This window comes from Streptomyces sp. NPDC060205 (assembly GCF_042728395.1).
In the GTDB taxonomy this organism is placed as follows: domain Bacteria; phylum Actinomycetota; class Actinomycetes; order Streptomycetales; family Streptomycetaceae; genus Streptomyces.
Genome location: NZ_JBHWZP010000279.1, coordinates 1 through 12,565 on the forward strand (window position 1 = coordinate 1; position 12,565 = coordinate 12,565).

General features: G+C 69.1%; 9 protein-coding genes. 2 read left to right on the top strand and 7 right to left on the bottom strand.

Annotated features, from left to right (window positions below):
* The first annotated feature begins 278 nt into the window (after nucleotides 1-278).
* On the top strand, nucleotides 279-896 hold the full coding sequence (locus ACFWGJ_RS34040) for a GNAT family N-acetyltransferase (RefSeq protein WP_107020409.1): 618 nt from the start codon (nucleotides 279-281) through the stop codon (nucleotides 894-896).
* Nucleotides 897-1,007: 111 nt separating this feature from the next.
* On the opposite strand, the gene trxA is transcribed toward ACFWGJ_RS34040, so the two are convergent.
* From trxA to ACFWGJ_RS34075, 7 genes are all read right to left on the bottom strand, one after another.
* A complete protein-coding gene (trxA, locus tag ACFWGJ_RS34045) occupies nucleotides 1,008-1,340 on the bottom strand; it encodes a thioredoxin (protein WP_387332344.1) in 333 nt (110 codons plus the stop codon).
* 42 nt (nucleotides 1,341-1,382) lie between these two features.
* Nucleotides 1,383-2,351, bottom strand: a complete 969-nt coding sequence (trxB, locus tag ACFWGJ_RS34050; protein ID WP_387332346.1) for a thioredoxin-disulfide reductase — start codon at nucleotides 2,349-2,351, stop codon at nucleotides 1,383-1,385.
* A 194-nt stretch (nucleotides 2,352-2,545) separates the two neighbouring features.
* Nucleotides 2,546-3,520, bottom strand: a complete 975-nt coding sequence (locus tag ACFWGJ_RS34055) for a hypothetical protein (RefSeq protein WP_387332348.1) — start codon at nucleotides 3,518-3,520, stop codon at nucleotides 2,546-2,548.
* Complete coding sequence (gene sigM, locus ACFWGJ_RS34060; RefSeq protein WP_387332350.1) at nucleotides 3,517-4,227, bottom strand: RNA polymerase sigma factor SigM; 711 nt, start codon at nucleotides 4,225-4,227, stop codon at nucleotides 3,517-3,519. Before sigM ends, ACFWGJ_RS34055 begins: the two co-directional genes overlap by 4 nt.
* 26 nt (nucleotides 4,228-4,253) lie before the next feature.
* Nucleotides 4,254-5,978 carry a protein kinase family protein gene (locus ACFWGJ_RS34065; RefSeq protein ID WP_381832505.1) on the bottom strand — a complete coding sequence of 575 codons (1,725 nt, stop codon included), beginning with the start codon at nucleotides 5,976-5,978 and terminating at the stop codon, nucleotides 4,254-4,256.
* A 118-nt stretch (nucleotides 5,979-6,096) separates the two neighbouring features.
* Nucleotides 6,097-8,313, bottom strand: a complete 2,217-nt coding sequence (gene murJ / locus ACFWGJ_RS34070) for a murein biosynthesis integral membrane protein MurJ (protein WP_387332352.1) — start codon at nucleotides 8,311-8,313, stop codon at nucleotides 6,097-6,099.
* Between the two features lie 46 nt (nucleotides 8,314-8,359).
* Nucleotides 8,360-10,798, bottom strand: coding sequence for a DUF6049 family protein (locus tag ACFWGJ_RS34075; protein ID WP_387332354.1), 2,439 nt, complete (start codon nucleotides 10,796-10,798; stop codon nucleotides 8,360-8,362).
* Between the two features lie 236 nt (nucleotides 10,799-11,034).
* On the opposite strand from ACFWGJ_RS34075, the gene ACFWGJ_RS34080 reads away from it, so the two are divergent.
* The gene (locus ACFWGJ_RS34080; protein ID WP_387332356.1) at nucleotides 11,035-12,501 is read left to right on the top strand and encodes a CCA tRNA nucleotidyltransferase; all 1,467 of its coding nucleotides are present in this window, start codon (nucleotides 11,035-11,037) and stop codon (nucleotides 12,499-12,501) included.
* Nucleotides 12,502-12,565 lie beyond the last annotated feature (64 nt).

Here is a 12,565-nt window from a genome sequence, read left to right on the forward strand (position 1 = left end):
CGTGTCCGGTGTGTACCGGAACACGGCCCGCTCTTTGCTTTCTGTCGGTATCGATGGAATCGCATCGTCGATACGATGCGTTCGGGTATGGCGCATTCACCTGGCAGTACCTTCTGTGGGGAGGCGGAGGCCATGCGAACGGTGAGCCGCACAGGACTGGTGAGCGCGGGTCTGGGGCTAGGTGCAGTCGGAGGGTTCGTCGGCAGCCTGCTCAGGGAACGGAGCGCTCTGACAGCCGCTCGCGATGCCGCGGGCGAGGGAAGCGAGGAACTGCCTTCATGGGGCGCCGGCTCGTACCGCTCACGCTGGACAACCTTCAGGACCTTCCCAAGCGCTGTCGCGCGTGCGTCTTCTGGGAGCTGGACCCAGTCAGCGGCCAGGCCGCAGTAAAGGCAGGCACTCCCGACCTGGAGAAGGAGGCGTGGATCTCCGCCGTTCTGCTGGAGTGGGGATCCTGCGGCCGGGTCGTCTATGTGGACGACGCTCCCGTGGGCTTCGTGATGTACGCGCCGCCGGCCTATGTTCCGCGCTCCACGGCATTCCCCACGAGCCCCGTGTCGCCCGACGCGATCCAGTTGATGACCGCCTTCATCCTGCCGGAGTTCCAGGGGCAGGGGCTTGGGCGTGTGATGGTCCAGACGGTTGCCAAGGATCTGCTGCGGCGAGGCTTCAAAGCCATCGAGGCCTTTGGGGACGCCCGGTGGAAGGAGCCCGCTTGCGTCCTTCCGGCCGACCATCTGTTGGCCGTGGGCTTCAAGACCGTCCGGCCGCACCCGACGTACCCGCGTCTGCGTCTGGAGCTACGGACGACGCTCTCGTGGAAGGAAGACGTGGAGTTGGCGCTCGACCGGTTGCTGGGGGCCGTACAGAAGGAACCAGCCCTGCGCCCGTTGTAGAGGGTGTGGAGCGGGAACCGTGCTGGACATGCGGAATGGGCCGACCCGTCCGGGTCGGCCCATTCATGTTTCACGTGAAACATCGTCGCCCGCGAGCGACGGCTTGCCGTATTACTCGGCGATGAAGTCCTCAAGGTCCCGCACGATCGCGGCCTTCGGCTTCGCACCCACGATGGTCTTGGCGACCTCGCCACCCTGGTAGACGTTCAGGGTCGGGATGGACATGACGCCGTACTTGGCGGCCGTACCCGGGTTCTCGTCGATGTTGAGCTTGACGATCTCGATCTTGTCGCCGTACTCGGCGGCGATCGCCTCAAGGGACGGCGCGATCTGGCGGCACGGACCGCACCAAGCGGCCCAGAAGTCCACCAGTACGGGCTTCTCGCTCTTCAGGACGTCCTGCTCGAAAGAGTCGTCTGTCACGTGCTTCAGGGTGCCGGCCACGGCGGGCTCCTTAACTGGTTGGTGCGGTGGGGCGGATGGGGGTCAGACAGTGGTCTTCTCGGGCTCCGCAGGCTCGCCGTCCGCGAGGGCGGCGAGGAATCGCTCGGCGTCGAGAGCTGCGGAGCAGCCGGTGCCGGCCGCGGTGATCGCCTGACGGTAGGTGTGGTCGACGACGTCGCCGGCGCCGAAGACACCCGTCAGGTTCGTGCGGGTCGAGGGCGCCTGGACCTCCAGGTAGCCCTCCTCGTCCAGGTCGAGCTGGCCCTTGAAGAGCTCCGTGCGCGGGTCATGGCCGATCGCGATGAACAGGCCGGTGACAGGCAGCTCGGACGTCTCGCCGGTCTTGAGGTTGCGCAGCTTCAGGCCGGCCAGCTTCTGGTCGCCCTGGATCTCGGCCACCTCGCTGTCCCAGACGAACTTGATCTTCGGGTCGGCGAAGGCACGCTCCTGCATCGCCTTGGAGGCGCGGAGCGTCTCGCGCCGGTGGACGATGGTCACGGACTTGGCGAACCGGGAGAGGAAGGTGGCCTCCTCCATGGCGGTGTCGCCGCCGCCGATCACGGCGATGTCCTGGTCCTTGAAGAAGAAGCCGTCACAGGTCGCGCACCAGGAGACGCCACGTCCGGAGAGCACGTCCTCCTTCGGCAGCCCCAGCTTGCGGTGCTGCGAGCCGGTGGTGACGATGACGGCCTTCGCCCGGTGGACGGTGCCCGCGGTGTCCGTGACGGTCTTGATCTCACCGGTGAGGTCGACCGAGACGATGTCGTCCGGGATCAGCTCGGCACCGAAGCGCTCGGCCTGTGCCCGCATGTTGTCCATGAGCTCCGGGCCCATGATGCCGTCCTGGAAGCCGGGGAAGTTCTCCACCTCGGTCGTGTTCATGAGGGCACCACCCGCGGTGACGGCGCCCTCGAAGACCAGCGGCTTCAGTGACGCGCGCGCGGTATAGAGCGCCGCCGTGTAGCCGGCGGGGCCGGAGCCGATGATGATCACGTTACGGACGTCGGTCACGGCTTGATTCCTCGTCTCTGGGGACTGCTACGTACGACCGGGGGAGTTTCTCTCGGAACTCTCACCCCACCCAACGGATCCTAAGGGGCGCGCATTCCCACTGTGTCCGGGCACACGAAGACGAGTCACCGCGAGGGGGAGCCCTGGGTCAGGGCGAAGTGCGCCGTCGCCGTTCCTGACGGAGCCGAGCAGACTCAGTTGCGCGGGTAGGTGTGCTCCAGCAGGACCTTGCCAGAAGCCGACGGCTTGTTCATGCAGGCGGAGTCGACGACGTACGCCGTGACCCGTGTCAGGTCGGTGGCGGCGGGCAGCACGACGAGATACGCGTCCGTGCCTTCGTAGGAGCCTTCCTTGGAAGCGATCGGCATCGCATCACGGCCGATCCCCTGCAAGATGCAGCTGGGCACCGAGGGGGTGTTGAGGACCTTCGGCCCATCGGTGGACGCGGTGCCCTGGGGGCGGGAGCTGCGAGGACCGGTGCCCTTCTCCTCCTCCGCCTTGGCCAGGAGATCCGCGACCTGGCTCTCCAGCTTCTCCCCGGCGAAGGTGTTCGTGGAGTCGCTCTGCTGCGGAGATGCCGAGGGCGGGTCGTTGTCTGTGCCGTCGCCGCCCATTGCCTGGATCAGCAGGCCTCCGAGGCCCAGCGCGGCAGCCGTGAACATGGCGCCCAGGACGACGGTGCCGCGGCGACCACGACGGGGGCGGTTCGTACGACCCGGTCCGGTGGCGGCACGAGGGTGTCCTGCGGGGCGGTCCGTCACGGTCGATGTTTCACGTGAAACATTCCTGCCGCTGCCGCTGCCGCTGCCGCTGCCGCTGCCGTCGCTGCCGGGCATGCCCACGCGCTCGTCGGCCGAGGAAGGGGATCCGCTCACCGACGACAGGGCGCCCGCACCAGAGGCGCCGGGCGTTGTGGCATTCAGCAGTGCTTCGGCAGCGAGAGCGGCGTCGATACGCCCGGCGACGTCGTCGGGCATCCGCAGAGGGCCCGGCAGCGTGCCGAGCATGCCGCGGATCTCCTCCAGCGAGTCGTACACGTCGGCGCAGAGAGTGCAGTCGTCCAGGTGACGTCGTACATCGGCTGAACGGGAAGGGGGGAGCAGACCTTCGGTGAGGTCGGAGATCTCCGTGACGTCCGGGTGCCCGGCCGTGTCGGTCGTGGATGTCACGCTCGCCCACCTCCGCCCTTCACAGCCGCTGAATCGCTTGGTCCGTCATGTGGTCCCGCTGCGGGTGGGACGGATGTCCCCTGCGTACGGTTCCTTCCCTCGCCCGACTTCTTGCTCGGTCTGTCGCTCCCGCCGTCGGTGCGCAGATGTTTGAGCAGGGGGAGAAGCCTGGCTCTGCCACGGGCACAGCGGCTCTTGACCGTGCCGGTCGGCACGTCGAGCAGACTGGCGGCCTCCGCCACGGGATAGCCCTGCATGTCCACCAGGACGAGAGCGGCCCGCTGGTCGGCGGGCAGGGTGCCCAGAGCGGCCAGCAGCTCACGGTGCAGATCATTGCGCTCGGCCGGCGCGGAGGCCGACTCGTGCGGCTCCAGGAGCTGCTCCAGGCGTTCCGTGTCGTCCACGGGGGAGGTCTTCCTGGATGCCGTCTTACGGGCCCGGTCCAGGCAGGCGTTCACCGTGATCCGGTGCAGCCAGGTGGTGACGGCCGACTGGCCGCGGAAGGTGTGGGCGGCCCGGTAGGCGGAGACGAGAGCGTCCTGGACGGCGTCAGCGGCTTCCTCGCGGTCGCCGAGTGTCCGCAGGGCCACGGCCCAGAGCCGGTCGCGGTGCCGTCGTACGAGTTCGCCGAAGGCATCGGGATCACCTTCGACGTGACGGGCGAGGAGGTCCTGATCGCTTACTTCGCTGTAGGCGCCGTCCGCCATCGAACCCCCTCCCCCTCGGTCGGTCCTCAGCCGGTGAACTTCACGTCGGTGATCGCCTGCTTGTACCCGGCGCCACTGAACTGGTCGCCGGCCGCGTTCGGCACCGCCGTGATCCAGACGAGAACGTACCGGGTCTTCACAGCCTTCTTGGCCGAGATCTTCAAGTCCGTCGTACTGGTCGTGCCGTCCGCGATCTTCTTCATCGAACTCAGGCTCTGCGAGGACGACAACGAGTTGGCCGCGTACAGCGTGGCCGTGGTGTGGTCGCCCGCGTAGTACAGCCCTATCGAGGCCGCCGACACGTCCTTCTCGGATCCGAGGTCGTAGACGATGCCGACGCCCTCCTTGAAGGGCGCGAGCTTGGGACCGCCGCGGTAGGAATAGGTCCGCCAGTACGTGGAGCTGTCCTTGTCGTACGTCAGGCCCACGTCGTTCGCGTGCTGGGGCTTGCCGTCCGGGTAGTACTCCGCGGCGCTCTGGATGGTGAGCGGCCTGGCCGGCTTCGCCTTCTCGCTGCTCTTGTCGTTGCCGTCCGTGATCTGGGTGTCGCCGGTCTCGTCGGACTTGCCGTGATCCATGAGCGCGTCGGCGAGCTGCCAGCTGCCGAGTCCCAGCGCGGCGATCAACAGCGCGGACACGGCCCACTTGAGGGCTTTGCCGGTGCGGGTCTGCAGCGGGGGAAGCGGGGCCGGCATCGCCTGGGTGGCTCCCGGATGAGGCGCCGGACGGCCGTAGTTGCCCTGCTGGTACGTCGTGCGCTGATACTCGGGCGGTGCCGCGAACGTCGGCTCGGGCGGACGGATGCGGGGCATCTCGCCGATCGCCTTCACCAGTTCCTCCGGCGTGGTGCACGGGGGCTCCTGACGGGACGCGGTGGCGCCGTCGTTGGCCAGTGCGCGCATCGCGAGCTCCGACATACCGCGGTGCACACCCGCGCGTACCTGGTCGGGCGCGATGAGGCCGACGCCCTTGGGCAGCCCGGAGAGTCCGTACGCGTCGTCCTCGTACGGCCAGCGCTGGGTGAGCGTGGCGTACAGGAGAGCACCGATCGCCTCGGTGTCGGTGCGCTGCGGGGTGTCGGAAGTGATGCCGCGCAGCGCGGCGTTCACGGCGAGACCCCGGATGCGCCACTGACCGGACGAGGTGCGCAGCACGGCGCCCGGGGTGAGCTTCAGATGCGCCAGCCCCTCGCGATGCGCGGCCGCCATCGCCTGGGACACCTGACTGACCATCTGGTACGCCTCGTGCACCTCCAGCGTTCCGGCGGCCAGGAGCGTCGTCAGCTCCGTGGCGTCGGGCAGCCATTCGTGCACCACATAGACGAGGTCGTTCTCCTCGACCGCGTCCAGGACCTGGACGAACCGGGGATCGCCCAGCAGGGCCGACGAGCGGGCCGCCGCGAGGACGGAACGCGCTCGTGGATGGTCGGCGGGCAGCAGGTGCACACCGACGGCACGGCGGAGTTTCTCGTCCACCGCACGCCAACTGCTGAAACCGTCCAGACGGGTGACACACTCCTCCAGGCGATAGCGTCTGGCGAGCTTGTGCCCACTGTGCAACTCGGGCGGTGAAGTCCTGCCGGGGCTCTCGTTCCCCCCGCTCCCCTGTGCCTCTGTGCTCTCCGAGCTGTCCGTGTCCCGCTCCCGGTTCTGGGCCACCCCGTCGGCCGTGGACTGGTCCGCCTTCGCGGTCAGCGGCTCATCGCCGCTGCTGTCCGCCACGTCGACGGCAGCCGTGCTCCGTTCCGCCACCGTCGCTCCTGCCTCCCCATTCGTTGCGCGCTGTCCGACGCCAAAGCCAATTGTGCCCACAGTCCGTCCCTCTGCACGACACGCGGTCGCGGACGATGGTTGTGCGCCTACCCCGCTCTCAGCGCCCAAGGCGCCCGCGGACCATGCCCACCATTCCGTTCAGTTCCTCGATGCGCATCCGTCGCGCCGCGACGAAGAAGACTCCGAGCAGTACGACACCGCCGACGACCAGGGCGACGAGCGAGCCTCCGGCCTCTTGTCCCAGCGACTTGCTGATTCCGTAGCAGGCCGCGCCGCTGAGCAGTGCGGCCGGTACCGCGGCGATCGCGAGCCGCGCGTAGGTGCGCAGGACGCGTCCGCCGTCCAGGTCGCCGCCCAGCCGCTTGCTCAGCCGCCGCCACGCGACCCCGACGCCGATCGCGTAGGCGAGCCCGTACGAGGCGGCCATGCCCGCGACCGCCCAGCGCGAGGGAAGCAGAAGGAAACAGAGCGCGGAGGCACTGGCGTTGACGACGGCCACGATGACCGTGTTGTAGAAGGGGGTGCGGGTGTCCTCGTACGCGTAGAAGGCCCGCAGCACGACGTACTGCACGGAGTAGGGGATCAGGCCGAGGCCGAAGGCCATCAGCATGTACCCCATGTTGGTCGCTGCGCTGGTCCCGGAGGCGCCGAACATCAGCGTGCACATCGGGATGCCGAGTGCGACGAAGCCGAAGGAGATCGGCACGATCGCCACGGCCGTCGTGCGCAGCCCCTGGGAGATGTCGTCGCGTACGGCGCCGGTGTCGCCCTCGTGGGCCGAGCGCGCGAGCCGCGGGAGCAGGGCGGCCATCAGGGAGACCGTGATGATGGCCTGCGGGAGACCCCAGATGAGTTGGGCGTTGGCGTAGGCGGCGAAGCCGGTGCCCTTGCTCTCGGAGCCGTTGCCGGCCGCCGCGGTGGACAGCTGGGTCACGACGATCGCGCCGGCCTGGTTGGCCAGGACGAAGAGCACGGTCCACTTGGCGAGCATCGCCGCCTTGCCGAGTCCGTGGCCCTTCCAGTCGAAGCGCAGCCGCAGCCGGAAGCCCGTCTCACGGAGGTACGGGATCATCGCGAGGGCCTGGACGACGAGACCGAGCAGGACGCCGATGCCGAGCAGCCGCTCGCCTTCCGGCGGGATGGTCGCGGCCTCCATGTGCGAGCTGCCCGAGGTGCCGTACACCCAGATGAACAGTCCGAGCGTCACGATGATGACGATGTTGTTCAGGACCGGGGTCCACATCATCGCGCCGAACTTCCCGCGCGCGTTGAGGATCTGACCCATCACCACGTGGACGCCCATGAAGAAGATCGTGGGCAGGAAGTAGCGGGCGAACGTGACGGCGACGTCGTTGGCCGCCGGATCGCCCGCGACCCGCGTCGACAGCGCGCGGACCAGGAGGGGCGCGGCGAGCACCGCGAGTGCGGTGAGCAGGCCGAGCACCACGATGACGAGAGTCAGCAGACGGTTGGCGTACGCCTCCCCGCCGTCCTCGTCGTCCTTCATGGCCCGCACGAGCTGCGGTACGAAGACGGAGTTGAGGCCGCCGCCGACGGTCAGGATGTAGATCATCGTCGGCAGCTGGTAGGCGACCTGGAAGGTGTCACCGAGCAGGCCGACGCCCAGCGCGGCGACGATCAGCGCGGAGCGGATGAAGCCGGTGAGACGGGACACCATGGTGCCGGCCGCCATCACGGCACTCGACTTCAGCAGACCCGACGCACGGCCCCCGGACTTCTTGGCGGGGGCTGCCGCGGGCGCGGGAGGCGCAACAGTGGCCGCAGCGGGCTCCCGCGCGGGCGGGGGAACGCTGGGCGGCCCGGCGGGGGGCTGGACGCCGCCCTGCTGCTGGTCGCGGAAGAGATGGGCGAACGCGTCCGGCTCGTGGCGCTCCTCGCCGGCCTGGGTCACCAGGTCGTCGACACCCACGAACTGCGTCGTACGGGGATCGTCCCCGTAGGGCAGGTACTGGGTGGGACCCTCCGGCTCGGGCGCCGGGGTCTGTGCCCACACACGGGGGTCGGGGGCGTACGGGGACTGGGGCGGCTGGGCGTAGAGCGGAGGCTGGGGCGGGTACGTGCCGGGCGGCGGCGGAGGATGCGCGGCGCGGTCGTAGAGGGCCTCGGTGACCGGGTCCTGGGCGGACAGGTCCTGGGCCCGGTAGGGGTCCTGGGCGTAGGCGTCCTGGAAGTACACCTCGCCCGCGGGCTGCGGAGGCACCTCGCCAGGATCCGGCGGGCCCTGCGGAGGGCCGTCGGGGTGGCCGGAGCCTCCCGCGCCCTGACCGCGGTCACCGTCGTACGGCGCGTTCATGGTTACCCCACCTCATCGTCCCCGGGCCCACCGGCCACGACATCGCTCAACGGTCCACTCTCTCACCCGTGCCGGACGGGTCGGTGATTTCCGGTGCGGTGTCCGGTGAAGGGTCACTCGGGTGCTCCGGGTCGGATGCGTTCGACTCGGTCGTGGCCGCCCGGTCGCGGCCGCCCTCCGTCCCGTCGGCATTCTGGGCGTCCGCGTCCTTCGCGTCGGCGCTCGCCGCGTCCGTTGCGGGGGCGTGCTCCGCCGAGTCGTCCGTGGGGACGGCGTCCGGCTCCAGCGCGGCCTGACGGGCGGCCTCCCGCTTGCGCTGCGTGTACATCCGGAACCCGGCGAGCACGAGCAGCAGGACACCGCCGGCGATGACGAGCATCACCGTGGCCGTGATCTCGGTGACCTTCACATCGAAGGCGACCGGCGGCCCGTACGCCTGGCCGTCCTCGGTGTACAGCTGGGCGATCACCCCGACCCGGCCGTTCGCGTGGGCGTTGGTGGTGAACTTCACCGACTGGCTGTGCCCGCCCGCGACCGCGACCTTCTGCTCCTGGAAGTCGCCGTCGCCGATGCTGAGGCGGCTCGGCTGTGTGGAGGTGAGACGCAGCACCAAGTGGTCGACGCCCTGGACGAGGTTGTTCTGCACGGTGACCGGGATCGTGGCGCTGCGGCCCGAGAGCTTGGCCTCGGACTTGTCGATCAGGCCGACGCCCTCGGTGAGGCCGATGAGGTAGTTCAGCACACCCTCGCGGTACGCCTCGGCCTCGTCGGCACGGCCGCGCCAGGAGGTGGACATCGACCGGTCCATGGCCCGCCCGAAGGGGGTGACCACCCGGGACTTGTCGGAGAGGATCACCTGGAAGCTGTTGAGCTTCTTCTGGGTCTCCTCGATTCGCGCGAAGGCCTCTTCCGACAGTTCCTGCTTGGCCAGCGAGCGGGGGTAGGCGGACGCCGACGGCACCCGGGTGGTGGCCCCCGCGTCCGGCTTGGCCTTGGTGGCCGCGGACAGCTCGGCGGACTCCGACCAGTTACCGCCCTGGAGCGCCGTCAGCGCCTGTGCCATCGTCTGGGCCTGGCTGGCGGTGGGCATGCGCTGCGGGGCGACCACGACGCTGCGCTGCTTGTCCGGCGCCTGGCGGGTGAGCATCAGGCTCTGCGCCAGGAACCGCTGCACGGCGAGCGTGGAGTTGCCGGCCACCGTCATGTCGCCCTCGAAAGCCGTCGACAGACGGGCGTCGGCGACGACCGCCGTGGTGCCGCCGCCGATGGGCCGGGCCGCCGAGGGCGTGTACGGCAGGGCGCCGGTCTCCTGGAGGCTGTCGCTGCGCGAGAGCACCGTGTCGGCGCCGGCCGAGGTCGCGACCTTCACGATCGACGGATCGATCGCTCCGCTCACGGGCCAGGCGTACTCCGTGCTGGGGGTCACATGAAGGACCGACTCCACGGTGATCGTGGCCGCGGTGGTGGCGTCCTTGAGATGGCTCAGGGATCCGGTCACCTTCGTGCCGTGGTGGGCCAGGGACGCCAGATCGGGGTCGGCGAAGGGGAGAGCGACGACCTCCTCGCCCTCGACCGCCTTCTCCAGCTTGCTGAGCCACTGCTTGGCCACCGCCTGGTGTGTGCCGGCCGTGGTCGTCGTGCTGGAGCCGTTCACCTGCACCCGGTAGCTGCGGGTCATGGCGTCCACGGAGGCGAGCAGGTCCGGGTCGATGACCCAGGTGATGTCGAGGTCCTCACCGCGGCTGAGGAGCTGTTCCAGACGGCCACCGGGGGAGAGCTCGGCGGCCAGGGTGTCGTCGTCCGCGAAGACGGGGGTCTGCTGCTCGTTCGAGCCCGTCTCGGCCGTCATGTGGGAGGTGGAGATCAACGGCCACAGGTAGGTGGTCCTGGCCTTCGTGTCCGCGGCTTCCGGCTGCCACGGCAGGAAGGTCCGCTCGATACCGAGGATCTGGTCGTACGCCGCGGCGGTGGTCCGGCCGGTGAGCGTGACCCCGAGCTGGTAGACGCCGTCGGAGCCGAGGTCCAGCTTGTCGACGGGGACGGCGATGGTGAAGGTCTGCGGGACGCCCGGGGCCAGCCTCGCGAACTCGGCCACGTACTTGCCGCCGACCTCCGAGCCCGCGTAGGGGTTGCTCTTGGCGGCGTCGTCGATGGCCGAGCGGCCGTTCAGCGTCGGGCCCACCCGCAGTCCGACGTGCGCTGCGGTGACGGCCTGCTTGCCGTTGTTGACGATCCTGCCGGAGACGGTGAGCGTGTCACCGTCGGAGGGGACGCTCGGGCTGAGCGAGTCCAGCGCGACGTCGACCGTGCGGGAACCGGTGGCCTCGGCAGCGGCGCTGGGCTCAGCGGCATACGAGGACGAAGAAGTGGGCAGTTGTAGGACGCCGGCCAGCAGAGGCGCCCCGGCGAGCAGTGCTCCCGTGCGCCGAAGCCACCGGCGGGCAGGTGAGGGACTGGTCCCCTGGAAGTCTGCCGCCTCGGCCACGCGCTCGCCCGTCCCTCGTCGTCGTCAGTGGTCGTCGGAATGTGCGTCCACGCATGGTAACGATGCGCGCCGAGGGTAAGTGCCGCGGTCCGCTCCACAAGATCGGAAGAAGCGGCCCGGCTGTCCCTCTATGTGGTCGTATCTGGGGCAGTGTCCCCACCCTGGACAAGGGGCGGGACCTGTGCACTTTTAATGAAGGCGCCCTCGGGCATCGGGGCCACGTAACCTTTTCTGTTGTGTCGAACGCCAACGAAGACAGTCCCAGTGCACTGAGTCAGGTGCAGAGCCGCGCGGTGAGCGAGCTGCTGCGGGTGTCCCCCGTCGCCGATGAACTGGCCCGCCGTTTTCAGGAGGCCGGGTTCTCTCTCGCCCTCGTCGGCGGCTCGGTCCGGGACGCCCTGCTCGGCAGGCTCGGCAACGACCTGGACTTCACGACCGATGCCCGCCCCGAGGACGTACTGAAGATCATGCGGCCCTGGGCCGACTCGCTGTGGGAAGTGGGTATCGCCTTCGGCACAGTGGGGGCGCACAAGGACGCGCGGGTCAACGATGTCGTGCAGAGCTTCGACATCGAGGTGACGACCTACCGCTCCGAGGCGTACGACCGGTCCTCGCGCAAGCCCGAGGTGTCCTACGGGGACTCCATCGAGGAGGACCTGGTCCGCCGTGACTTCACGGTGAACGCGATGGCCGTGGCGCTTCCCGAGAAGAAGTTCATCGATCCGCACGGCGGGCTCGGCGATCTCGCCACGCGTGTCCTGCGGACTCCGGGAACCCCCGAGTCGTCCTTCTCCGACGACCCGCTGCGGATGATGCGGGCGGCGCGCTTCGCGGCGCAGCTCGACTTCGAGGTGGCGCCGGAGGTCGTCACGGCGATGAAGGCCATGGCCGACCGCATCGAGATCGTCTCGGCCGAGCGTGTGCGTGAGGAACTAAACAAGCTGATCCTCTCCGCGCATCCGCGCAAGGGGCTGACGCTGCTCGTCGACACGGGGCTCGCCGACCGCGTGCTGCCCGAGCTACCCGCGTTGCGTCTGGAGCGGGACGAGCACCACCGGCACAAGGACGTCTACGACCACTCGCTGATCGTCCTGGAGCAGGCGATGGCGCTGGAGGAGAACGGCCCGGACCTCACCCTGCGCCTGGCCGCGCTGCTGCACGACATCGGCAAGCCGCGGACGCGTCGCTTCGAGGAGGACGGACGGGTCTCCTTCCACCACCACGAGGTGGTGGGGGCGAAGATGACCAAGAAGCGGATGACCGCGCTCAAGTACTCCAACGAGCTGGTGAAGGACGTCTCGCGCCTGGTCGAGCTGCACCTGCGCTTCCACGGCTATGGCACCGGCGAGTGGACGGACTCGGCGGTCCGCCGCTATGTCCGTGACGCGGGGCCGCTCCTGGACCGTCTCCACAAGCTGACCCGTTCCGACTGCACGACTCGGAACAAGCGCAAGGCCACTGCCCTCTCCCGGGCCTACGACGGTCTGGAGGAGCGCGTCGCCCAGCTCCAGGAGCAGGAGGAGCTGGACGCGATCCGTCCCGACCTCGACGGCAACCAGATCATGAAGGTCCTGGACATCGCACCGGGCCCGGCCATCGGCCAGGCCTACAAGTTCCTGTTGGAACTGCGTCTGGAGAACGGGCCGATGGAGTACGACGCCGCAGTGTCGGCGCTCAAGGAGTGGTGGGCGGAGCAGAACTGAGAGCAGGCGAGTGCGGTCGGCCGGGGTGATGTTTCACGTGAAACATCACCCCGGCCGACCGCAC